17 protein-coding genes are annotated in these 24,263 nt (G+C 41.6%); 14 read left to right on the plus strand and 3 right to left on the minus strand.

Going from position 1 to position 24,263, the window contains the following annotated elements; genetic code table 11:
• The 4 genes from C4F40_RS11095 to C4F40_RS11110 all read left to right on the plus strand — a co-directional run bounded on the left by C4F40_RS11095 (position 1) and on the right by C4F40_RS11110 (position 6,865).
• Entirely contained in the window at positions 1 to 1,710 is a 1,710-nt protein-coding gene (locus C4F40_RS11095) for a RagB/SusD family nutrient uptake outer membrane protein (protein ID WP_196939472.1), read from the plus strand.
• A 157-nt stretch (positions 1,711 to 1,867) separates the two neighbouring features.
• The gene (locus tag C4F40_RS11100; protein ID WP_196939473.1) at positions 1,868 to 2,866 is read left to right on the plus strand and encodes a glycoside hydrolase family 43 protein; all 999 of its coding nucleotides are present in this window, start codon (positions 1,868 to 1,870) and stop codon (positions 2,864 to 2,866) included.
• Between the two features lie 55 nt (positions 2,867 to 2,921).
• Complete coding sequence (locus C4F40_RS11105; protein WP_196939474.1) at positions 2,922 to 4,853, plus strand: family 43 glycosylhydrolase; 1,932 nt, start codon at positions 2,922 to 2,924, stop codon at positions 4,851 to 4,853.
• Between the two features lie 20 nt (positions 4,854 to 4,873).
• Positions 4,874 to 6,865, plus strand: coding sequence for a glycoside hydrolase family 43 protein (locus C4F40_RS11110; RefSeq protein WP_196939475.1), 1,992 nt, complete (start codon positions 4,874 to 4,876; stop codon positions 6,863 to 6,865).
• 109 nt (positions 6,866 to 6,974) lie between these two features.
• On the opposite strand, the gene C4F40_RS11115 is transcribed toward C4F40_RS11110, so the two are convergent.
• Positions 6,975 to 7,922, minus strand: a complete 948-nt coding sequence (locus tag C4F40_RS11115; RefSeq protein ID WP_196939476.1) for a RagB/SusD family nutrient uptake outer membrane protein — start codon at positions 7,920 to 7,922, stop codon at positions 6,975 to 6,977.
• Between the two features lie 193 nt (positions 7,923 to 8,115).
• Positions 8,116 to 12,165, minus strand: a complete 4,050-nt coding sequence (locus C4F40_RS11120; RefSeq protein ID WP_196939477.1) for a hybrid sensor histidine kinase/response regulator transcription factor — start codon at positions 12,163 to 12,165, stop codon at positions 8,116 to 8,118.
• A 282-nt stretch (positions 12,166 to 12,447) separates the two neighbouring features.
• Between C4F40_RS11120 and C4F40_RS11125 the strand changes: the two genes are divergently transcribed.
• The 9 genes from C4F40_RS11125 (at position 12,448) to C4F40_RS11165 (ending at position 22,499) form a co-directional block, all read left to right on the plus strand.
• Positions 12,448 to 13,158: an SAM-dependent methyltransferase gene (locus tag C4F40_RS11125; RefSeq protein WP_196939478.1), complete on the plus strand. Its 711-nt coding sequence runs from the start codon at positions 12,448 to 12,450 to the stop codon at positions 13,156 to 13,158.
• Between the two features lie 140 nt (positions 13,159 to 13,298).
• On the plus strand, positions 13,299 to 13,769 hold the full coding sequence (locus C4F40_RS11130) for a hypothetical protein (protein WP_196939479.1): 471 nt from the start codon (positions 13,299 to 13,301) through the stop codon (positions 13,767 to 13,769).
• A 50-nt stretch (positions 13,770 to 13,819) separates the two neighbouring features.
• Positions 13,820 to 14,917, plus strand: coding sequence for a Nif3-like dinuclear metal center hexameric protein (locus C4F40_RS11135; RefSeq protein ID WP_196939480.1), 1,098 nt, complete (start codon positions 13,820 to 13,822; stop codon positions 14,915 to 14,917).
• Complete coding sequence (locus C4F40_RS11140; RefSeq protein WP_196939481.1) at positions 14,917 to 15,651, plus strand: zinc ribbon domain-containing protein; 735 nt, start codon at positions 14,917 to 14,919, stop codon at positions 15,649 to 15,651. Before C4F40_RS11135 ends, C4F40_RS11140 begins: the two co-directional genes overlap by 1 nt.
• 660 nt (positions 15,652 to 16,311) lie before the next feature.
• Positions 16,312 to 19,593 (plus strand): S41 family peptidase, encoded by a 3,282-nt coding sequence (locus C4F40_RS11145; RefSeq protein WP_196939482.1) that lies wholly within the window; start codon positions 16,312 to 16,314, stop codon positions 19,591 to 19,593.
• Positions 19,594 to 19,809: 216 nt separating this feature from the next.
• On the plus strand, positions 19,810 to 20,760 hold the full coding sequence (locus C4F40_RS11150) for a CPBP family intramembrane glutamic endopeptidase (protein ID WP_196939483.1): 951 nt from the start codon (positions 19,810 to 19,812) through the stop codon (positions 20,758 to 20,760).
• Positions 20,726 to 20,956: a putative signal transducing protein gene (locus C4F40_RS11155; protein WP_196939484.1), complete on the plus strand. Its 231-nt coding sequence runs from the start codon at positions 20,726 to 20,728 to the stop codon at positions 20,954 to 20,956. Before C4F40_RS11150 ends, C4F40_RS11155 begins: the two co-directional genes overlap by 35 nt.
• A complete protein-coding gene (locus C4F40_RS11160) occupies positions 20,946 to 21,746 on the plus strand; it encodes a phosphatidate cytidylyltransferase (RefSeq protein WP_196939485.1) in 801 nt (266 codons plus the stop codon). Before C4F40_RS11155 ends, C4F40_RS11160 begins: the two co-directional genes overlap by 11 nt.
• An 84-nt stretch (positions 21,747 to 21,830) precedes the next feature.
• On the plus strand, positions 21,831 to 22,499 hold the full coding sequence (locus C4F40_RS11165) for a DUF2461 domain-containing protein (protein ID WP_196939486.1): 669 nt from the start codon (positions 21,831 to 21,833) through the stop codon (positions 22,497 to 22,499).
• 63 nt (positions 22,500 to 22,562) lie between these two features.
• Here the strand turns inward: C4F40_RS11165 and C4F40_RS11170 are convergent, their stop codons facing one another.
• Positions 22,563 to 23,759, minus strand: a complete 1,197-nt coding sequence (locus tag C4F40_RS11170; protein WP_196939487.1) for an anhydro-N-acetylmuramic acid kinase — start codon at positions 23,757 to 23,759, stop codon at positions 22,563 to 22,565.
• Between the two features lie 77 nt (positions 23,760 to 23,836).
• On the opposite strand from C4F40_RS11170, the gene gcvH reads away from it, so the two are divergent.
• Positions 23,837 to 24,217 (plus strand): glycine cleavage system protein GcvH, encoded by a 381-nt coding sequence (gcvH, locus tag C4F40_RS11175; RefSeq protein ID WP_196939488.1) that lies wholly within the window; start codon positions 23,837 to 23,839, stop codon positions 24,215 to 24,217.
• Positions 24,218 to 24,263 lie beyond the last annotated feature (46 nt).

Consider the following 24,263-nt stretch of genomic DNA (forward strand, 5'->3'; position numbering starts at 1 on the left):
ATGACGATACATAAACACACAAAAATATTTTCTCTGTTCGCTTTGCTATCTTTTGGTACAACCTCCTGCAGCGACAGTTTCCTGGAGGAAAAGCCTTATTCCAACTATGATGCGAATGCCAACGATCCATCTACTATCGAAAACCAATTGATCGGGTTGCATTATATCTATGCAGAACTATACGGTTATAGTGGAAGGCAGGGCTTTTTATCTATTTGGCAGATCGGGATGGACATCACGAGTGCCGGCTCTACAGAGGGCGTTGAAAATCCGTTCTATCAATATGCGGATTTAAATTCCGAGAATGGTGGCGTGAGCTATATGTGGATAAAATGTTATGAGTTTATAAACAACGCCAACGGTATTATTAAATCCGTAGGAGAGAGCAACCCTGCTGCGGCTGCCGAAGCGCGTTTCTTCCGGGCGTATGCGTATAATATGCTAGTGACACTTTGGGGAGATGTACCGGTACTAACAGAACCGATCTCCGTGCCTACGTTTAATTATTCAAGAGTGCCTGTAGCAACCGTTGACGCACTTATCGAAGAAGATCTGACCTTTGCGGTTAATAATCTTCCTGAGGTAGGTAGCGCAGTATCCGAGAGTCGTATAAACAAGGATATGGCCAGACAATTGGCTGCTGAAGCATATTTACGGATGGGAATGCGGGATGCCACTTATTTCGCAAAGGCCGAGAAGGAGGCCACAGATATTATTACGGGAGGCGAGTATAGTTTGATCGAACAACGGTATGGTAAGTACTTGGCAGAGGGCGGAGATTATTACCGCGATATGTTCCGTCAAGGCAATATGCGCCGATCGGAAGGCAATACCGAGGCGATTTGGACTTTTGAGCTTGAATTTAACCGCGAGGTAAATGGCGGTACGATTGATGCACCGCAGCATCGTCGTGTATGGCAACCCGCCTATCACAAATGGGACGGTATGGTCAATGCGGACTCGCTCGGAGGACGTGGTAACGGACGTCTTCGGTTGAGTAATTTTATGAAGTATACGGTGTGGGCTGGTCTCAATGGAGATGTCCGCAACAGTAACTACAATATTCGACGTACGACCAATTATAATCGCGCGAATTTTAATACAGTGATTGGCGTAGACGCAGAGGGGTATCGTGTAGCGAAAGATGCTGGTGTTCAAAATGTTACTATTAAAACTGGCGATAAAGTAATCCCATTTAAGACAGATAGCCTTGAGGTATGGTATCCTTTTCCCACTAAATGGGGAGGTTATGACCCTATCGATGATTTTGGTTATGGACTTATCAAGGACTGGCCGGTTATGCGTTTAGGAGAAACTTATTTGCTACGTGCTGAAGCGAGGCTGCGTCAAAATAACTCAACCGGGGCAGCCGCGGATATCAATATCCTTCGGAATAGGGCATTTAAAAATGTACGTGAAAGTTCAGGCAGTGGCACGCTTGGTGCGGTGTCCGCGTCACAAATGACAGTTAATTTCATTTTGGACGAACGTGCCCGAGAGCTTATCGCCGAAGAAAACCGCCGGATGACGTTGGTACGGACCGGAACCCTTAAAGCACGAATTCCGCTAAATGGGGATCAAGGACCAAGCAACAAAATAACATCCGGATTTCAGGATTACCATGCATTGCTGCCCATTCCGTTTACAGAGATACAACTGAATAACAAAGAAGGAGAAGGGCTTAAGCAGAATTTAGGATATCCAAAATAAGAATATTATTAACGGCCTTATTTTTTCGCGTAAAAAATAAGGCCGTTTGTCAATGATTGCGCCAGACGCAAGCCTAGCGGCTTGTTACCCTCCCGGCAAAGAAAGCTCGATGAGATCTCGGCAAAACATTGAAACCTGAAATTTTAACATAAAACTAATGAAGAGACAATATATCTTGTTGATCTATATGTTATTTGTTTGCGGCATCTTATCAGTCCATGGACAGCGCAGTACTTCCAAAATACGGACGGATGTCCCAATAGATTCTATCCGCTTAAGCGACCCCTGTATACTGGCAGACAAAGCAACATCTACTTACTATATGACTGGAACAGGTGGCAAGTTGTGGAAAAGTAAAGATCTAAAACATTGGACAGGGCCGTTTGATGTTGTACAACACAATCGGAATTCCTGGATGGGGAAAAATCCGCAAATATGGGCCGCTGAACTACATAAATACAAGGGCAAATACTACTACTTCGCCACGTTTACCAATAAAGATATTAAGATTGATACGGTCAAGGGAAACATCATCGACCGTAGGGCTTGCCATGTATTGGTTAGTGATAAAGCAGAAGGTCCCTATAAACCGATGGCAGATTCGACATACCTACCTGCTGACATGCCTACATTGGATGGTACCTTATGGGTGGACGCCGACAACAAGCCGTATATGATATACTGCTACGAATGGCTGCAGAACTGGGATGGTACCATAGAAAAGATTGAACTAAAAGAAGATCTCAGTGGTACCGTTGGTAGAAGCCATCTACTTTTCAAAGCCAGCGATTCTCCTTGGAGCCGGGAGCGACAGGATGGAAAAATAGTTCCCAATAAGGTAACTGATGGTCCTTGGATATTCCGTACACAAACGGGAAAACTGGGTATGTTGTGGACGAGCTGGGCTTTTGATGTGTATACACAGGGAGTTGCCTATTCCGAAAGTGGTACCTTGGATGGCCCATGGATACAGGAACAGGAGCCGATAACACCTCCTGATTATGGACACGGGATGCTTTTTCGGACTTTTGAAGGAAGATTGCTTATGTCGGTACACAGCAATGTAAACAGGAATGGCGGACATATTAGATACCCGCATCTCTTCGAAGTAGATGATTCGGGTGATAGACTAGTCGTAGGGAAGCGACTTTATTAAATCCAATCTGAACCTAATAAGAACGAAACAAAAACTAACCCAACTGTGTTCTAAAATGAAGATATCAACTATTATCACATTTTTCTTTTTTCTCGCAAGTATAACTGCCTTTGGGCAAGCATCATCGGTGAAACCTCAATTTGACGGCTATCTATTCGCTTATTTTGAAGGTTCGGGATCTAAAGAACTGCAAGAACAGCTCCGTTTTGCCGTGAGTCAAGATGCAATCAATTGGAAGACCCTTAATAATAACCAGCCCATTATCCCATCAAGCGACATCTCCCAAACTGGAGGGATCCGGGATCCACATCTTTTAAGGGGCGCCGATGGCAAAGCGTTTTATATGGTTGCTACCGATATGTTTACCATTAAAGACGGCTGGGAAAGCAACCCGGGAATTATATTGATGAAATCGGACGACCTATTGGACTGGAAGCATAGCATTATCGATCTGGAAAAATTGTATCCTAAAAAATTTAAAAATGTAAAATGGGTATGGGCACCTCAGGCGATTTACGACCCGAGCGCCAAAAAATATATGGTTTACTTTACAATACGTTACCATAATGACGCCAAGCTCGATTTTTATGCGGCCTATGCAAATGAAGATTTTTCAGGATTTGAGCAAGAGCCCAAACTACTCTTCAGCCCCAAATATGGAGGTATTGACGGAGACATAGTTTACAAGGACGGGCTATTTCATCTTTTTTTTAAGGGAAATACAAAAGATGCAAACGGCAAGGAGTTTAAAAACGGAATCCGACAGGCTACAAGTAAATCCTTACAAGGTCCTTGGGAGGAAGATTTTACATACCTCGATGCCTATGCCGACACCACCGTTGTGGTAGAAGGCTCCAGTATATTTAGGTTGAATGACTCGGATGACTACATTTTGATGTATGATTTGTATGCCAATGGTCGTTATGAATTTCAGCGCAGTACGGATCTATTTAATTTTACACAGAAACCAGAGTCCTTTAAAAAAGATTTTCACCCCAGGCATGGCAGCGTGATCAGTATATCCAGACAGGAGGCACAGCGGTTACAACAAAAATGGGGCGGTGTACCCACGGCATTATTGCAACCCATAGAAGGAGGGGAACGGTTTCATTTCACCGCGAAAGGAAATCCACTTTTGACGCACCATTACACAGCCGATCCTGCAGCTTTGGTTCATGCTGATACACTTTGGCTATTTACTGGACATGATTTTGCGGGCGGACAAAAAGGATACAAAATGAAGGACTGGTTGGTATTCTCAACCACGGATATGAAGAACTGGACGGAGTACCCTGTTCCGATGAAGATCACTGATTTTTCCTGGGCAAAAAGCGGAGATGCATATGCTGGTCACGTAGCCGAACGTGACGGGAAATACTATTGGTATATCAGTACAAATTGGTCGGGTATCGGTGTTGGCGTGTCTGACCGGCCTGAGGGACCGTACAGAGATGCTTTAGGGAAGCCACTTTTAACAAACGCAGACTGTTTTGATTCCAAGCATTCGTGGGCCTGCATTGATCCCGCTATATTTATTGATGACGACGGACAAGCATGGATATTCTGGGGAAATAGAGAATGCTACTACGCCAAGTTGAAGGACAATATGATTGAAATAGACGGGGATATAAAACGGATCGATTTTGAAGGCTTTCGGTTCACCGAAGCACCATGGATCCACAAACACAATGGAAAATATTACCTGAGCTATGCGACAGAGTTCCCAGAGAAAATTGCGTATGCCATGGCGGACACAATCGATGGCCCTTACGAATATAAAGGTATACTGAACGAAATTGCAGGCAACAGTAATACGAACCATCAAGCTATTGTGGAGTTTAAAAACCAATGGTATTTTATTTATCACAACGGAGGTATCAATCCCGACGGCGGTAGTTATAGCCGTTCGGTCTGCATGGATCCGATGTTCTACAACCCCGACGGAACGATTAAACGCATTGTCATGACAACTGAGGGTGTTCAGTAATAATTTCAAGAAATATATCGATGAATACACTAAAAAACAACTTATTATTGACCATTTATGTGTTGCTCCTTTTTGTCGGAGCAGCGCACGCCCAGGCTCATAAATACGGGCCAGTAGAGAAAGATTTTGCGGCCTATCTGTTTGCCTACTTTTCCAATAACGATCCAGAAGGAGAGCAAGTGCGGTATGCCGTAAGCTTAGACGGTATTAACTACGAACCGTTGAATGGTGGAAAACAAATTCTTTCTTCGGATAGTATATCACTGAAGAAAGGCGTGCGCGATCCACATATTCTGCGTTCGGAGGATGGCAAGTACTTTTATATGGTACTTACTGATATGCGCTCGAGCGAAGGCTGGCAGAGTAATGATGGGATAATACTTTTGAAAAGTACAGATCTGCAACACTGGGAACATACGGCTATCGATTTCCCGACACGGTTTCCGAGCCTGGAAGGATTTGATAGAGAGAATTTACATGCAGTGTGGGCTCCCCAGGCGATTTGGGATGAAAAGGCACAAAAATACATGATCTACTATTCTATCGGACGGCATGATTGGGCTTATGCGGTGGATGAACATATACAGCCTTATTTTAAATTATATTATTCTTATGCGAATGCCGATTTTACCGATATTACCGAGCCTCAACCTTTATTTGATTTTGGTTCAGCCGCCATCGATGGTGATATCGTGTATGACAGCAAGAATGAAGAATATGTGTTGTTTTTCAAAGATGAAGGCCGTTCTACGATAAACAACGGATTCCGGACACGCAACGGTGTTATGCGGGCGACAGGTAAAAGCTTAACCGGTCCATACATTGCGGAATACCGTCATTTAAATTTTGACCAACAACCTGTGGAAGGATCAAGTGTCTTCAAACTAATCAATGCGGATGAGTATGTGCTGATGTACGATTGCTATACCAAGGGATACTACCAGTTCGGAAAAAGCACCGATCTAAAAAATTTCACTTTTAAACAGAACACCTCAACTGGCGGTAATTTTACACCTCGACACGGCTCGGTGATACCTATTACCCGTCGTGAGCTGCTGGCTTTAACGGAAAAATGGGGCCTTCCAACTGGATTTGATTTGCCGGCTCCTAAGAATAATCCGATTTTAGAAGGCTATTATGCGGATCCGGATATCCTCTATGCGGAGAAAACGAAAAAGTATTACCTCTATCCAACGAGCGATGGATTTACCAGCTGGAGTGGCACCTATTTCAAAACCTTCTCTTCGGACAGCCTCATGGACTGGGCCGATGAAGGCGTTATTCTTGATCTAAAGAAAGATGTGTCATGGGCTGATCGTAATGCATGGGCACCCTGTATTATAGAGAAGAAAATCAAAAAGAATAAGTATAAGTACTACTACTATTTCACCGCCGCGCAAAAAATAGGCGTAGCCGTAGCCAAAGATCCAACTGGGCCGTTTGTCGATTCAGGCAAACCGCTTATTGATTTTAAGCCTGAAGGTGTAAAAGGTGGACAGGAAATTGACCCGGAGGTTTTTTACGACCCAAAAACAAAGAAAAATTACCTTTATTGGGGTAATGGATATTTTGCCGTCGCGGAATTGGAAAAGGATATGATTTCTATAAAGAAAAATACCATAAAGGTCATGACGCCAGACCACACATTCCGGGAAGGAGTTACCGTCTTTTACCGTAAGGGGCTTTACTATTTCCTGTGGTCAGAAGATGATACGAGAAGTGAAAATTACCGTGTTCGGTATGCCTATTCCAAATCAGCTATCGGCCCCTTAACCATTCCCGAAGATAACCTGATCTTGGCGAAGGATCCAACAAAAGGGATATATGCAACGGGGCATAATTCAGTGCTACAGATTCCGGGTACAGATGAATGGCGAATTGTCTACCATCGTTTTGACCGTCCGAATGGCATCAATATGGGACGTGCTGCCGGTTATCATCGCGAGGTGTGTATCGACGCCATGGAATTTCTGCCAGATGGAACCATAAAAAAGGTGGAGCCCTCCCTTTAGAGAACGTAGAGCTAAAACAGGTAAAGAAAGATGTAAATAGGAAGCACATCAATACTAAAAACCAGCCTTCATTTTTGGAAGGCTGGTTTTAGTTAAATTTGTAATTCTATCATTGTACTTTGTCCTCGTCGGCTACTGCTTCCTTCCAAGTGTCCCATGCAGGAGTGTTTGCATTATAACCACCGTAAACATAGTTCTGGCGGAGAGTACCTTTCAAATTAGCTGTGATAGCGGCATTAGGAACTGGCCAATATAGATTGCACTTATCCATTTTATAATTGAGCGTTCTGTTGTTGGAGTTTATCCCGCCCCGGTTGTACATACCGCCATATTTAACAACTCGCTTACACCAATAACAACCGCCATTCAAATCTGTGCCCGAATGTTTATCATAGGTGTTTACATCGTAAGTGTTACCCCATTCATCTGGCTTTCCACTTAATGCTAAGCAATATGAAACTCTGCTTAACTCCATATGGCGCCACTCCTCCAGATATAACTCACGAGCACGCTCATTCATGATGTCGGCAATTGTAACAGTTGTATATAATTGGGAACTTTTCGCTCTTTTACGTATTTCATTCACATCTGCGGCAGCTCCAGTTGCATCGCCAAGGCAGAATTTAGCCTCGGCACATAATATCGCGTTAGTCGTTGGATGCCTAAGTTTTAAATTTTCACCGTGGTAGATCGTACTTGCAGTCGAATATTTTATGGACTCCATAGCCCCCCAGTTCCCTACTTTGCTGTTGTGGTGTAGGTCTTCGATATGCTCTATTCCATTCATAACCCATAGAACATGTTCTGCGAAAGGCGTAGGGCGGATCGTACCTATACCGCGTCCGATTGCCCTACCAAAATCGAGATTAGCCCTGTAGTTGGAATTATTACGTGCGTAGAGGTCTACGGCATTTTTTCCATCAGGCGACTGGATTCCGGCCGAGTTGTAAAACGGACCGAAGATACGCATCGTGGCGGCTGCTGATGCATCTTTTAATATATCAATCTGTCCGATATCGTCAGGGTTTATCTCAGATAGCTCACCGTAGAGGATCATCCATCCAAAATAATCAACGGATCGTTATGGCCCCCAGCGGTATAGATGGATCGTTGACCACGGATTCGCATGGAGCCTCCTCCGTAATCGGTTCAAATGAATCCAAAAAATAGTTCAATCCCTTAAATTTAATGCTTAGTCAGAGCTGTATTAATTAAATCAATTGTTTAAATGATAGATTTGATATAATCTATCATTCAGGCGAATTATTCTTGTGGTAATCCGTAGGCGTTATACCAAATTCCGCTTTGAAGCAGGTCGAAAAATAACGTGGATCTGAAAACCCTGTGGCAAAAGCGACTTCACTTACCGAAATAGATTTGTCTTGATCCATCATTTGGCACGCATGTTTCAGACGGATATTCTTAATGAACTCGCTTGGGGAGAGATCCAGTAATACTTTTGTCTTTCGATAAAGAGTTGACTTTGACAGCCCCAGCTTATCGCCTAATTTAACAACATCGAATTGATCATCACCTAAATTGGATTCGATAACCGCGATCATTTTGTTCAAAAATTGCTCGTCGAGCGGTGTATAATCTAGTGTAGAGATATTGATTTGAGGATTCGCTTTAAAATCCAGCTGTTTTGTACGTTTGTTGATTACAAAGCTGTGGATGCGCGCTTCTAATACCTTTAGTTCAAACGGTTTGCTAACATATCCATCGGCGCCGGCTTGATAACACTCGATGCGATCATCTATACTGTTTTTGGCCGTTAATAGGATGACGGGAATATGGTTTATCTCCGTGCTGTTTTTAATGGTTTTGCACAGTGTGAGACCATCCATCACAGGCATCATAATATCGCTAATCACAATGTCTATCTCATGCTGGTGTAGAATAGCAAGAGCTTCTTCGCCATGGTTCGCTTGAAAAACGTTATAGTTTCTAGACAAAATACTCTGGATCGTTTGACGAAGATCTTCATTGTCCTCCACAAGCAACAAGTTAAGTTGTTGCATCTCATTCTTTGCTGGCGGTGTCGCCGTTGATATTGGTTCTTCGATACCTGAAAAGAAAGCAGGATTGCCCATAAATTGCCCATTTATATCTTGCAACTCTGTTTCCAGATAAGCTTCTTTTTGGATCGGCAGATTGATCGTAAATTTGGTCCCTTTTTCGATGGCACTTTCTACTTGTATGTTTCCGTGATGGATCTCAACCAGCTCCTTCGTTAAAGCTAACCCAATGCCGTTACTCTCGTGTTGATTAGCCTGTCTGTTGTTGTAAAAAGGGATAAAGATTCGATCTATTTCTTCGGGCGCGATACCTATGCCCGTGTCTACGATTTGTATGGTTAAAGAAGGGCCCTGTCTTTCTTCAGTTGTACGATACGAAAGCGAGATGTGACCGTTTTGGGGCGTATATTTAAATGCATTGGACAGCAGGTTGAATAAAATTTTATCCAATTTATCTGCGTCGAAATAACCTGCTATAGGACGTTCTGGTGTTAAGATCTCGAAACGGATATTTTTCTTTCTGCTTAACGGGCTGAAGTACGCAGAACATAGTTCATTGATAAATGTGCTGATTTCACCGAAGCTCACCCGTAGTTCCATCTGACGGTTCTCAACTCGTCTAAAATCTAAGATTTGCTGCAATAATCTTTTTAGGCGGTCGAGATTTAGCCGCATCTTTTCAAATTGTGAAAGATTTTTCTTAGTTGTAATCTGGACATCATCTATCAAGCAAGAGATAATGGTTAAAGGAGTCAGCAAATCGTGCGAAATATTGGTGAAATAGCTGAGCTTGGTTTGTATGAGTTCGTTAGCTTTTTCTTTTTCAATCTGTGCAATCCTTAAGTCGCTTCTCAATTGCAGCCTGTTTAGTGCAAAAGTAACTGTATAATAGATAAGAAAAATCAAGATTGACGCGTAAATAAGATAGGCTACGGTGCTTTCGTAAAAAGCAGGTTTCTTTCTGATGGTTAGTTCGGTAACAGCTGAGTTCCATTTATTATTTAGATCGGTAGCCTTGATCAAAAAGCGATAATTACCCTTGCCAAGGTTATTATATGTGGCGAAATGGCGTTCTCGTGGTGCAAGTACCCAGTCCTTGTCGATGCCTTCCAGTTTGTAAGCATACCTTATTTTATCGGGATGGCTATACTCGAGAGACGTAAAGCTAATTTCTAGATTTTGATCTTCCGGTTCTAAAACAAGCGATTGTTGATAAAAATCGAACTTTTGGTTTTCCGAACGAAGCACCGCCGATTGATTGTTGATTTTAACATCTGATACGATAACACGGTCAGCATGCTCGGCAACAAAATCGGAATGTTCGAAATGTACAATTCCGTTGTATCCGCCGAAGTAAACGGATTTGTTTTTTCTATCTATTGCATAGGCTCGTTTTGCAAACATATTTACGTTTAAACCGTCGCTAGCAGTATATTCTATAATGTTTCTGTTGCCCGGGTTTACCTTATATATGTTCCTAGTGGTCGATAGCCAGATGGTCTGTCCAATGCAAATAATATCGAGAAGCTGATTTTTCGAAAATAGCTGCGAATTAGCGAATTCATCTATTTTTTTTTGTTGAACATGATAAGACAGTAGACGTGCATCCTTAGTGCCTATCCAAAGATTGCCCGTTTCATCGATAGCCATCGTTTCGATCTGGTTGGTTAATAATCCCAAAGTATGTTTGCCAACTTGCTGATTTGTTTTCCAAGGCCTATGCGGACTAAGCTGATAAATTCCTGAGCTTTTAGTCGCCACCCATACACTTCCGTCCTGCCCTTCAGATATTGCGGTGATCTCATCTTTTATATTCTGTATTGCAAATAGCTCTGGGTTGTCTTTTTCCTGCACAAAAATTCCGTTCGACGTCGCTATCCAGATGTTATTGCGTGTGTCAGCAAAGAAAAATTGTGGTATACCAGCACTTGGGCTCCATTCCAGTAGATTTATTTGGCGTTTTAATATAATATCTCCGTCGCTTTTTCGAAAAATAGAAATGGTCGATTCATATGAGGAGCCAACCCAGATCTCGTTATTAATTTCAAACGCGGAGGTAACGGCTCGGATAGCGAGCAGATCCTTAAAGCTCGTATTGCTATAGGTGTACACTTTATTCGTCTTGGGATCAAATTTACCAAGGCCAATCCGCTCCAGATTGAACCATAATTGTCCCTCATTATCGCGGTAAAGCATATTAAGAATAGGCGACAGCCCGTGCCTTTGCTTCACCTGTTCGAATCCAAAATACTGCGTATTAGGTCGATCAAAATGGATGGTTGACACCCCTTTTCCACCGATCGAAAGCCATAAGGTGCCAGTACGATCTTGGTAGACGTTGTTAAATATATTAGACGTATTGTCAAATAGCGACGACTGATCGATTTCTTCTAAGGCTCCATCGGTTGTATACACAAAGGTAGAGACGCCCGAAAATGATAAAACCCAGATATATTTTTTATGCCTGTCTTGGAGCAAGTCGTAAACGAGTTCTTCCTTTCCCACCCTTCTTTTACTTTTTATCGTTAGTTCCCGATACAGGTTTTTTGGATCGTCAGGGTTAAACAAGAAAAGCCCGTCACCCCAAGTTGCGATCCACAATTGTCCGTGGTCGTCTTCCAACATTCTGAACGGATTGTTTCTCGAACCTAGTTTTGGATAGGAAATAAATCTGTCTTTGATTTTATTCAGTTTGAAAAGCCCTGCCCCCCAGATGCTCATCCACATATTTCCGCTGCTATCTTCAAAAATTAGACTAACCGTCCCCGGAGGAATGCTGTTTTTGTTGCTGGGGTCGTGTGTGTATTTTTTTACAAGACTAAGATCTGGCCTATACACATAGATCGCGTTAAGCGTTCCTATCCAAATGTTAGCGTTCCTATCTATGTGGATTGTGGTGATATTTGCATGTTCTAGCGCCCGGTCGGGAAAGGGAAGCACCTCATATGATTTCTTGTCCATTACAAACAATCCATTTTGTGTCGCTAACAGAAGTCGGCCTTTTACCTCACCTATAGATGTTATATTTTGATCGGTAATAATGCTTCCAGCTTTATTTTTTAATTTGAAGTTGAGCAAATTAAAAGCGTCAAACCGGCTTAAACCGCCCGCAGTAGCAAACCAAATGAAGCCTTCACTATCCTGAAATGTGCAATTAACCGTTAACGAAGGTAGTTCCTGTTCGACAGGCAAAGAGGTAATTCCGATTTTTTGTGCAAAGGATAAAAGATGAAAAAAACATATAGGAACTATAATTAGAAAATATTTTAACGCTCTCTCCACAATTATTCCGTTTAATCAGTTATCTAAAGATATAAAATAGATATATAGAATCACCCAGCTTTATCCAAATTCTATTTACCTTGGTAAGGTATTAAAGATATCACGTTGGTGCAAATATATACCGCATTTTTTTTAGGCTTATCCTGTTTGTGCTTAATGTTATCCATAAAAAGGCGTTGCAGTAAAAATGTTGGTGTCGTAGAGATCTATGGTTTGTCCGACTAGTAAAATACACCCGAAATTGTTAAAAACTTCTTGGTTTAATTTTATAGGTTTGTGTGTATGAATGCTGGCAAACTTTATTTAATCCCCGTACCGCTTGCAGAAGGTGCGGAGAGATCATCCTATACCCACTTGCATCAAGAGGTAATCGATAATATCCATGAATATGTGGTTGAAAATGAGAAGACGGCGAGGCGCTTCTTGAAATCAGCGGGTTTAAAGGTACCCCAAAATCAACTGATTATTCACGACTATGGAAAGCATTCCCGAGGGCAGATGGATTACGGCGAGGTTTTTGCGAATGTATTGAAAGGTAATGATATTGGGCTAATGTCTGAAGCAGGTTGCCCTGGAGTGGCAGATCCCGGAGCGGATGTCGTCCTTGAGGCACATAAAAGAGGAATTCAGGTCGTTCCTCTGGTAGGGCCAAGCGCTATTTTGCTTGCGCTAATGGCATCGGGATTTAACGGGCAGAAGTTTACCTTCCACGGCTATTTGCCTATTGATAAGGGAGAGCGGGCTAAGCGGATTAAAGATTTGGAAAGTCAAAGCGCACGTGAAAAAGTAACGCAGATATTTATCGAAACGCCTTTTCGAAATAATCAATTGCTGAGTGAATTGGTGCGGATCTGTAAGCCGTCTACCTTATTGAGTGTTTCCAGCAACCTTACAGCGCCAGACGAACGCATCAAAACGATGTCTGTGGCAGCGTGGAAGAAGGCGCCGCAGGAATTACACAAGATACCGGCAATTTTTTTATTATTTGTTTAAATCTTAATGAAGTTATGCGATTAAAAAACTGGCTTTACGTTATTTTTTTGTAGTTTGTGTTTGCTTTTCGTCCCTTGGCCGGGGTCATGTGCCGGAATACAATTAACAGATATACGTTTAGATAGAGGAGCAGTAAATATATGGAAGAATTAATACAGAATAATCAGGATCTGGCAAAGATGTTACCTTATCTCATTGCAGGAGCGGCGATACAACTGACGATATGGTTGTTTTTTGCGAACACTGTTCGATCCACGTTAAAATTGATTCAAAAAGAGAATCAATGTATACTACCGAATCAAGCTTGGTTTCTAGCGGTACCTTTTTTTAATATTTATTGGAATTTTGAAGTTGTCCGTAGACTTACCGATTCGCTGAACAATGAGTTTTTTGACAGGAAAATAGCGGTTGAAGAAAATCCGACCCGTAAACAAGGCTATATTTTTGCCATCTCTTTTTTAGTTGGTAATTTGCCGCTGCCTGTATTCTTAAAGTATCTGGCGTCGGTGGTTAATTTCATATATCTTATTGTTTATTGGGTTAAAATTGCAGAATGTAAAAAGCTGCTGAAAGCACATAATAATATGGATTCGCGAGTTAGTGAATTGTAGTATGCGCATACGTGATTCTGCGCGAGGGTTAAAAAGTTAAAATCGAATACATGAAGATAAAAGAACTGACAAATTATTTGGAAAGTATTGCTCCCCTGTCTTATCAGGAGCCATATGATAATGCGGGACTTATTGTGGGCAATGCGGAAGATGAGATTACCAAAGCGCTGATCTCTTTAGATTGTACGGAGGCTGTTGTCGACGAAGCGATTGCAAAAGGATGTGATATGATAATCTCACATCACCCTATCGTATTCAAAGGATTGAAAAAATTTAACAACAGGAATTATGTGGAACGGACTATCATTAAAGCAATTAAGAATAACATAGCGTTATACGCCATACACACGAATTTAGATAATGTCGTTGGAGGTGTAAGCTCGAAAATTGCAGATAAATTGAGCCTTCAGGCTCCCGCGATCCTGAGCCCAAAATCAGGATTATTAAAGAAGTTGATCGTCTACGTGCCTCGAGCAGATGTAGAACGTGTACGTCAAGCGCTATTTGATGCAGGGGCCGGTCATATCGGCAACTATGATCAGTGTAGTTATAATTCGGCTGGTTACGGAACTTTTCGCCCGCTAGCCGGAGCTGAGCCGACTATTGGTGAAGTGGGAAGCCAAGAACGCGTAGAAGAAACCCGTATAGAGGTGATTTTTCCGGATAACCTGGAACGTGCGATTGTAGTCGCGTTATTGTCTTCCCATCCTTATGAAGAGGTAGCACATCATATCGTGACATTGGATAATACATCGCATTATGTAGGTGCAGGAGTAATAGGAAATTTACCCACTCCGTTGTCCGAAGCTGATTTTTTAGCCTATTTAAAAGAAAACTTGAAGTTAAACGTCATTCGGTATACACAATTTTTAGGAAAAGAAATATCCCGTGTTGCGGTCTGCGGTGGGGCTGGAGGATTTTTGTTGGAGCACGCAAAGCGTTCAGGCGCTGATGTTTATGTTACAGCAGATTATAAGTATCATGAGTTTTTTGATGCGGAAGGTCAGTTAGTAATTGCGGATATCGGACATTTTGAAAGTGAACAATTTACACAAGAATTATTGTTCGACATAATACGGAAAAAATTTGCTAACTTTGCTCTCTTAATAACGGAAACAGACACAAATCCAATCAAATACTACAGTTAATGGAACAAACCGTAGAACAAAAATTACAAGCATTATGGTCGTTGCAAACGATCCATACTAAAATAGACAAAATTCGCCAAGTGCGTGGTGAACTTCCTATTGAAGTTGCTGATTTAGAAGATGAAATCGCTGGATTAGAAACGCGTCTCGAAAAAATTAGAGTAGATCTTGACGATTTAGAAGATTCAATTGTAAAACGTAAAAACATGATTAAAGACGCACAGTCGGCAATCAAGAAATACGAAGGTCAATTGAACGAAGTAAAAAACAATCGGGAATATGATGCTATTTCTAAAGAAATCGAAATTCAAGGCCTTGAGATTCAAGTTTGTGAAAAACGTATAAAAGAAGCCGAGTTTGAAATTAGAAACAAAACGGAAGGCTACGAAAAAACGGAAACCAATCTGAATTTCAATAAAGCTGAGTTAGAGGTTAAGCAAAAGGAACTGGAAACAATTACTTCTGAAACACAAATTGAAGAAGATACATTGTTGAAAAAGGCAGAAGGTGCGACGACAAACAATGAAGAGCGTTTGTTGAAAGTGTACAATAAGCTTCGTGATTCTTACCGCAATGGCCTTGCAGTTGTTTCTATCGAGCGTGATAGTTGTTCAGGTTGTCACAATAAGATACCGCCTCAATTGCAGTCTGAAATTCGTCAACGCAAGAAAATTATTATTTGCGAGCACTGTGGACGTATCTTAGTTGACGAGGAAATCGCTTCTGAAGATTAAGAATTTTTATTTAATGTATGAACGCCGGAATTTAATTCCGGCGTTTTTTTGGTATCTCCATTTTTCGAGTAAAGGATTAATTTAAAATTTAAAGGGATAAGAAAAAGGAAGGTTTTCTTTATCCAAATTTTCTTTTGTCGCTTGGCCCGCGACGGGGGCCTTCTTTTTACCTCAAAAAGAAGCAAAAACTCATCGCTGTACCAGCTCGCCACAACGGATCACCATGCCTGCTATCGGCGACCTGCTAAGGCGATACTCTCCGAATTTGTAAGGATAGTGATCTTTTGTATACGACAAATGCACTACCCTTACATACACGACAAATGTCGCCTGTGAAGCTTTTGGTAGTAGCATTGGGAAGCACTATCCCTACAGCCAAAAGGTTCGAGCGACGATTTTTCCTTCTTTTTATAAAAAAAGAAGTCGCCCTGCGCCGGCGAAAGAGGCGCATAAAAAAGCGGATTAAAAAAACCTTCCTTTACCATCAACACCCCTACTTAATTCCGCAAGAAATGCCTTAAAAAGATAATTTGCTATAACCGAAGTCTACTAAGCCGTCAATATGCAACAACTTGGATATAATCGTGCTAATAATTAGAAATCAAATATATTTCCAACGTAAATTATCTAAGTTTGTTCCTTAATATTCTTACCCCGTATATGATAAAAAAGATATCCTGTTCTTTAGCCGTTGCAGTTGCTTTCCTTAATTTAAATGAGAGCCTGGCGCAGCAAGAAACGTTGTTGTTGCGTAATCCAAGTATAAGTGAGACACACATCTCCTTTGTGTATGGAGGTGATATTTGGGTCGCCGATAAAAGTGGCCAGAATCCAAGAAGGCTTACTGTAAACCCCGGTGTCGAACAAAATCCGGTTTTTTCTCCGGACGGGTCACAGATTGCTTTTACAGGCAATTACGACGGTAATACAGATGTGTATGTCGTGCCTGTTAAAGGCGGGGTACCTAAACGTGTTACTTTCCACCCTTCCTCGGATGTGGTAAGAGGATGGCTGAACAATAACGAAATTTATTTTACCACTACGCGTGAATTCAACTATTCCTTAGGCGCACGGTTATACAAAACAAATTTGCAGGGTGCGTTGGCAACACCGTTGCTGATGCCCGAGGCATACCAGGGTTCTCCTTCGGGAGATGGCCGATACTGGGCGTATATTAAAAATGGCGACCCTACGGAACGGGACCGTGTCGCATTTAAGCGCTATAGAGGCGGCGGTATGCCTTCGATCTGGATCTTTGATGCCAAAACTAAAAATGTAGAGATTGTCCCGGGAGAACGATGTAACGATGTGAAGCCAATTTGGTTAGGGAATAAAGTTTATTTCTTGTCCGATAGGGATAAAATTGTTAATATCTTCAGTTATGATGTAAAATCAAAAGAGATAGAAAAGCTTACGAACTACATGGATTATGATGTGCGTAGCTTGCAGGGGAATGGAAACGAGTTAACCTTCGAATATGCAGGGCGTATCCATATTTTGGAGGTAGGTACCACAAAAGTAAGTTCCTTATCCATCTCTGTAAATCCAGATGTCCTGCACAAAAGAGCCCATTATGTAAATCTCAGAGAGGATATTAGGGGTTTTAGCATCTCTCCGACGGGGCAACGTGCATTATTTGAAAGTCGTGGCGAAATTATCTCTGTTCCAAAAGAAAAGGGTGATGCTAGAAATATTTCTAACGCTGCAGGAAGTCACGAACGCTTTCCGGCTTGGTCGCCAAATGGGAAATGGATCTCGTATCTATCCGATAAAAATGGGAAATATGAATTGGTGCTTCGCGATCAAAAAGCGGTAACGGAACCTGTCTACATTAATTTAGGAGCCGGGCCATTTTACTTTCAACCGCAGTGGTCGCCCGATAGCAAGAAATTGTTTTTCAACGATGCCCACCTTAATTTGTACTACGTGGATGTAATCAGTAAGAATGTCACACTCGTCGATTCGGATAAGTTAAGCTCCACATTGGGCCGTACCCGTAATCACTTTGAATCGGCATGGTCTTTTGACTCCAATTGGATTGCATATTCCAAATCGTTAATTAATGGGGTCAGTGCAATCTTTATGTATGACCTGGGAAGCGGGAAAAGTCACCAGATTACCGATGGGATGAGTCAAGCCGGCAGTCCAACTTTCAGTAGAGATGGTAAATATCTGTTCTTCGCCGCAAGTACCAATACCGGGTTAACAAACTCGGGTTTACATATGAGCGCCTATGAGCGCAGTCCGAATTATAGTGTATATGCATTTATTTTATCAAAAAAAACACCGTCTATTTTTAAAAACGAAAGTGACGAAGAAACGGTAAAAGAAGATAAATCCGAAGACCCTAAAAAGGCAGATGAAAGGGAAGAGCGTAAAAAGAAGGAGGATAAGGCGTTAACCGTAGAAAAAGCACCGGTTAAAAAACTGGATGTAGATTTTGAAGACATCAATAACCGCATCGTGGCCTTACCTTTGCCTGTAGGGTACTATAGCTTGGATGGTAGTGTAGATAAGATGCTGACCTATCGCCGAGGAGGTACATTGGGTGTGTACGATCTTGATAAATTAGAAAATAAGACGTTGATCGAAAACGTGAGAGCGTTTGAAATAAGTGCAGACGGTAAACGGATGATCTATTCGAATGGCAGGGATTATTTTATCGTACCTACTGGGCAGAAGCCTGGGCCAGATAGCGGTAAGCTGAATATAAACGATTTCAAATACGAGGTTGATCCTGCTGCGGAATGGAAGCAGGTGTTTAATGAAGTGTGGTCGCTTCAGAAAGACTTTTTCTATGTAGAGAATATGCATGGTGTCGATTGGACGGCCGTTAAAGTTAAATATGAAAAATTCCTTCCCTATGTCAATCATCGCTCCGATCTAGGTTACCTGCTTAACGAAATGATGGGAGAGATGGTGGTCGGTCACAATTATATCTATCCAGGGGATGAGCCGTCTACACCATCGGTGAGCACGGGTGTACTGGGTGCCGATTTAGAAGCTGTCAACGGTGTGTATAAGATTAATAAAATCTTTACGCGTTTGGACTGGAATCCGGCGTTTAAAGCGCCGTTAGCAGAGCCTGGCTTGAATATTAAAGAGGGAAGTTATATTGTAGGGGTAGATGGTGTGAAATTAGATGCCTCGGTTAATATCTATAAGTTACTGGAGCAACGGGTAGATAAACAAGTTACACTGCGTATCCATTCGAAGCCGACATACGAAGGAGGGAAGGATCTTGTCGTGAAACCGATTTCTTTTACAGACGAAATAGCGTTGAGAAGAATGGATTGGGTAGAGAACAACCGAAAGAAGGTAGATCAAATGAGTAAGGGGCAGATCGCTTATGTGTATATGCCGAATACAGGACAAGAAGGTTATACGTATTTCAATCGTTATTATTTCTCTCAAATGGATAAAAAAGCCCTGTTAATGGATGAAAGAAATAATGGGGGAGGTTCTGTAGCAGATTATGTTATTGATCTTTTGTCCCGCGAACTGATCGCAGGTTGGGGCATCCGCGACGGTAAAAGTTTCACCACACCGGGTAACGGAATCTATGGTCCTAAAGCGATGATCATCAACGAGAATGCGGGATCTGGAGGAGATATGATGCCATATATGTTTCGGTTCAAAGGACTGGGTAAGCTAGTCGGACGCACGACGATGGGGATTTTAGTGGGCATCTCGGGCTATCCGCCATTGCTGGATGGTGGACGGATTACCTCACCAAACTTCGGTGTATTTGATCTTAACGGAAATTATATCATTGAAAACGAAGGTGTAGCTCCTGATATTTTCATCGAACAAATGCCAAAAGATCTATTGGAAGGCAAAGATCCACAATTGGAAAGGACGGTTCAGCTCCTTTTGGAAGAAATGAAAACGTATCCGTATAACGAAATCAAAAAGCCGGCGGATCCGATCCGTGTCAATTAAAAAAACAACAAGGAGATTTAAAATGTTACGTCACTGCGAGGAAGTATGACGTGGCAGTCTTGTTGTTATGTATAAAGGATTGGTTTTTATCAGCCCCACGTTGCTCGCACACGACCCTGATCGATATAGTTCCTTCGGAGCTGCTTCGCGGTCGTTGCTCTGTGCCTCGCAATGAGGATGATATTTATTTTTTAAAATAATAACTACCTTTAAATTATGAACGGATATACAGCATCACCGAATTCACCATGGAAGTCGCTCCTTATTTTAGTGGGGCTTACCATCGGTTTAAGCATTGCGGTGCAAATGATTGTTCTTGTGGGAAATATTTTCATCACCGGAGATTGGGGAAACATCATCAACGATAGTAACTCGATTTATGCAGACCATAGCAACCTCACCTTCTTATATCTTTTGCTGGCGAGCAGTTCGATTGGTACTTTTTTATTGCCAGCAATCTTCTTGCAAAAAATAGAAAGCTACGCTACCTATTTCCCGGTAGAAGATATTAACAAGATAAAGAATTATGTATTGGCTGCCGTACTATTATTTGCTTTTGCGCCCTTGATGCAGCTTATCGGAGAGTGGAACATGCGTATGCAGTTGCCGGAGGCTATGGGCGGGGTAGAAAATTGGATGCGTGCACAGGAAGACAACATGGCCGTTCTCACGAAGAATATCGTCATGGTGGATAGTGTAGGTTTGTTATTGCTCAATATCGTGGTCATGGCGGTATTACCCGCTATTGCAGAGGAATACTTTTTTCGCGGATCACTGCAGCATATTTTTCAACGCGTATTCAAAAATCATCATGTTACAGTGTGGGTTACGGCAATTATATTTAGTGCCATTCACGTGCAGTTTTATGGCTTTTTCCCACGTCTGATACTGGGTGTTTTTTTCGGATATATGTTTGTATGGTCGCGTAATATTTGGATACCTATTATTTGTCACTTTTTGAATAATGCATCGGTTACGGTATTGGCATACGTATATACTAAACAGGGGAAGACCTACGCAGATTTGCAAGCTAGTGAAAGCTATCCAATAATTGTGTATCTTGGCAGTTTAGTACTTACCGCTGTAATAGGCTGGTATTTTTATAAACAGATACATCAAAATAAAGCAATAGATGGAGAAAGGTTGGATCAAGATCAAATCGTATAATAACGTGATTGAAAGTGAGATCGTAAAGCAAATGCTGGAACAGCATGGTGTAGAAGCGGTGTTATTAAATAAGCAGGATTCCTCCTATTTATTTGGAAAGATAGAATTATATGTGCCACAAGAACACGTACAACAAGCAGAAGTCTTAATCGGCGACTATGGTACAACTTCTGATAATCCAAAAGATGTTAACTAGAGCCATTACCGGATTTTTTTTTATCGTAGTTTTGATCGGAGCAATATTATTAGGTCAATATAGTTTTGTCATTTTTTTTAGTTTGCTGGGTACATGGTGTCTATTTGAATTTTACGGCATGGTGAAAAGCGACGCCGTTCGCCCTAATATCATCGTAGGATTAATCATCGCTACAGTACTGGGAATTCTATTAAGTCTGTATTGCCTAGGAATCATTCCATTGAATAAAGTTTGGTTATTCTTGCCATTATTTTCGGTGGTATTTGTGGCGGCCTTATTTCAAAAGCGTCCACAGCCATTTCATGATATTGCGTACACGTTCTTAGGAGTAATATATGCGAGTTTCCCGTTTTTATTCTTCCTTTCATTGGGCTTTATCAAAGGCGAATACAATCCGTACATTCCGCTGGGTTTTATGCTAATTTTATGGTCTAATGATACCGGTGCTTATCTGGCCGGAAGGAGTTTTGGCAAGCGTAAATTATTTGAGCGTATTTCACCCAATAAAACATGGGAAGGTTTCATCGGAGGTATAGTATTGGCGTTTTTTGTCGCACTCAATTTGGCGCAATATTTTGGGTCCCTGCAAAAATGGGAATGGGCGGCTATGGCTATTATAATAGGCGTTTTTGGAACCTTTGGGGATTTAGTAGAATCCATGCTTAAGCGTAGTCTCGGGGTTAAAGATTCGGGTAAGATTCTCCCTGGACATGGCGGCCTACTTGATCGTTTTGACGGATTGTTGATTGCCGCGCCATTGGTTTTTGTTTTTTTATTACTTATTCAGTAATAGGAATTTAGCGTAATTTAATACGATGCTTTTTTAAATTAAGTTTTGAATTTTAGTCTAATATCTTAAATCTAATATCTACTTATGGTTATTCGCTCATCAACGTTTTCTTTTCTAAAAAACCTCAAGAAAAACAATTCAAGGGAATGGTTTCAGGAACATAAAGAGGAGTATGATCTCGCTAATCAGAATGTAAAGGAGTTTATTGAAGCGATGATTCAGCGATTGTCGGAGTTTGATCAGCAGATTAACACCGATATCAAGGCATCTAAATGCATGTTTCGGATTTATAGAGACATCCGATTTTCGAAAGACAAGACACCGTATAAAAGCTGGTTGGCGGCAGGTATATCGATTGATGGCCGTAAATTAGATGGACCGGAGTATTATGTTCATATTGAATCGGGGAACAACTTTTTAGCCGCGGGCTATTGGAGACCTAAAAAAGAGCATCTAGATGCGATACGTCAAGAGATTGATTACAATGCCGTTGAATTTGTCAATACGCTAGCAGCGGGAGGATGGAAGCCGGAAGATTTGTCTCAGGAAGACAAATTAGTGCGTCCACCAGCGGGATATGATCCCAGCGATCCAAATATCGAATTATTGAAGCTCAAGAGCTTTATTCTATATAAACAGTTTTCCGATGAAGAAATGCAAAGTGCCGATGCCTTAGATAAAGTTATTAATACGTGTAAAAATATTTATCCGTTCAAGTTATTCATTCATCAGGCAATTGATATTGATAGTTAAAAATGCGAATTTGCGAATTCACAAATCTGCAAATTCGCAATACCTGCATGCGGCAGGAAAGCACTAGTAAGGAAAACTAATTTTACCCATGCATATTGCTGGGGAATTTTTAATGTTATCGACATGTTCTGGAGCCCCAGCTACTGTTTCATTCGCGAGCAGTGCAAATAGGCAAGCCTCTTTTGCGTCCGGATTCATGTTTATTTGTTGCATGGATTCGATTTTCACCGAAGGAAGACCTTTGCGGATGTTTTCCATTAACAATGGATTATGAATACCCCCTCCACTCACATACACCGCCACCTGTTCGAGCCCTTCGGTCACGCGCAGAATAGCCGTTGTAATTGCCTGTGCCGAAAAGGCATTGAGCGTAGCTAAGACATCGGGATGGCTTAACGAAGCCGTATTTGTCTGCTGTTGGACCTGGCTTAGGTAGCGAAGGTTAAACAGCTCTGGGCCCGTTGTTTTTGGAAAGTCCTGTCGTAAAAATTCTTCTGTCAGTAAGGCCGATAACAATTCATGGTGGATGGCACCCTGTTTCGCGATTTCGGCATCCTTATCCATCTCTATCCCGCAATGAGCCTCTACATATTGATTCATCAGGGTGTTGCCCGGACCAAGGTCTGTTGCAAAAGACATGCGGTCACTATGAGTATGCGGCAAAAAGGTAAAGTTAGATATACCACCAATATTTAATAGAATGCGGTGCTCTACTTCGTCTGTAAACAATAGATAATCACCGTAGGCGGCTAAAGGTGCACCTTCACCGCCCGCCGCAATATGCTTTTGTCGGAAATCGGATACGGTAATAATTCCTGTATGAACGGCGATGTGGTCTCCATCTCCGATTTGGAGGGTACTGTTGGGGAGAGACAAATCTTTAGTCAATATCTGCGGCGCATGAAAAACAGTTTGGCCATGACTTGCTATAAGATCTATCTGGGCAGGTTGAATCTGCCATTCGTTTAGCGCGCGATTGATTAGGTGAGCATGCGCTATGCCGATGAAAGCATTCAAACCACATAATACTTGTTGATCGATTTCCCTTTTTGCGAAAATATCACGGATCCTTTTGCGAAAATCAGCTGTATATTCCATCGTGGCGAAATGAAGAAGTTCCAGTCGGGTATTCCCGCCGCTATTTCGAATGCGGCAGAGTGCAATATCAAGTCCATCTAGGGATGTACCCGACATTAAACCGATGATTAAGCGTTCGCTTTTGTTACTAATATTGTAAAGCCGTTGGATTTGTGCATTCATTCCATAAATATAAAAACCAGAAACTATTATTTGTTAAAAAAAGCAATTTTATCTAAGTTTGGAAAAAAACAGAAAAAATGAATTTTCCAGCAGAATTAAAATACACAAAGGATCACGAGTGGGTTCGTGTAGAAGGAGATGAGGCTGTAATTGGTATTACAGACTTTGCACAACGTGAATTAGGCGATATCGTATTTGTCGATATCAATACTGTAGGAGAGGAAGTGGCAGCAAATGAAGTGTTTGGTACGATCGAAGCCGTGAAAACTGTTTCAGATTTATTCATGCCAACTACAGCTACGGTATTGGCCATCAATGATGCAATCGATGCTTCTCCTGAGCTAGTAAATTCTGATCCATATGGCGAAGGATGGATTATCCGTGTGAAATTAGCAAACCTAGCAGATATCGACAGCTTATTATCTGCAGACGATTACAAATCTGAGGTAAATGCGTAACCAATAAGAATTTTAACAAAAAATGCCTATCAAAACTTGATAGGCA

It is taken from the genome of Sphingobacterium pedocola (assembly GCF_015209965.1).
GTDB lineage: Bacteria > Bacteroidota > Bacteroidia > Sphingobacteriales > Sphingobacteriaceae > Sphingobacterium > Sphingobacterium pedocola.

Bases quoted from the DNA above. Each gene is read 5' to 3' on its own strand.
- C4F40_RS11095 (WP_196939472.1), top strand. From the start codon at position 1: ATGACGATACATAAACACACAAAAATATTTTCTCTGTTCGCTTTGCTA.
- C4F40_RS11140 (WP_196939481.1), top strand. From the start codon at position 14,917: ATGGAACAAACCGTAGAACAAAAATTACAAGCATTATGGTCGTTGCAA.
- C4F40_RS11155 (WP_196939484.1), top strand. From the start codon at position 20,726: ATGGAGAAAGGTTGGATCAAGATCAAATCGTATAATAACGTGATTGAA.
- C4F40_RS11100 (WP_196939473.1), top strand. From the start codon at position 1,868: ATGAAGAGACAATATATCTTGTTGATCTATATGTTATTTGTTTGCGGC.
- C4F40_RS11170 (WP_196939487.1), bottom strand. From the start codon at position 23,759: ATGAATGCACAAATCCAACGGCTTTACAATATTAGTAACAAAAGCGAA.
- C4F40_RS11160 (WP_196939485.1), top strand. From the start codon at position 20,946: ATGTTAACTAGAGCCATTACCGGATTTTTTTTTATCGTAGTTTTGATC.
- C4F40_RS11115 (WP_196939476.1), bottom strand. From the start codon at position 7,922: ATGATCCTCTACGGTGAGCTATCTGAGATAAACCCTGACGATATCGGA.
- C4F40_RS11165 (WP_196939486.1), top strand. From the start codon at position 21,831: ATGGTTATTCGCTCATCAACGTTTTCTTTTCTAAAAAACCTCAAGAAA.
- C4F40_RS11125 (WP_196939478.1), top strand. From the start codon at position 12,448: ATGAATGCTGGCAAACTTTATTTAATCCCCGTACCGCTTGCAGAAGGT.
- C4F40_RS11135 (WP_196939480.1), top strand. From the start codon at position 13,820: ATGAAGATAAAAGAACTGACAAATTATTTGGAAAGTATTGCTCCCCTG.
- C4F40_RS11130 (WP_196939479.1), top strand. From the start codon at position 13,299: ATGGAAGAATTAATACAGAATAATCAGGATCTGGCAAAGATGTTACCT.
- C4F40_RS11145 (WP_196939482.1), top strand. From the start codon at position 16,312: ATGATAAAAAAGATATCCTGTTCTTTAGCCGTTGCAGTTGCTTTCCTT.
- C4F40_RS11110 (WP_196939475.1), top strand. From the start codon at position 4,874: ATGAATACACTAAAAAACAACTTATTATTGACCATTTATGTGTTGCTC.
- gcvH (WP_196939488.1), top strand. From the start codon at position 23,837: ATGAATTTTCCAGCAGAATTAAAATACACAAAGGATCACGAGTGGGTT.
- C4F40_RS11150 (WP_196939483.1), top strand. From the start codon at position 19,810: ATGAACGGATATACAGCATCACCGAATTCACCATGGAAGTCGCTCCTT.
- C4F40_RS11105 (WP_196939474.1), top strand. From the start codon at position 2,922: ATGAAGATATCAACTATTATCACATTTTTCTTTTTTCTCGCAAGTATA.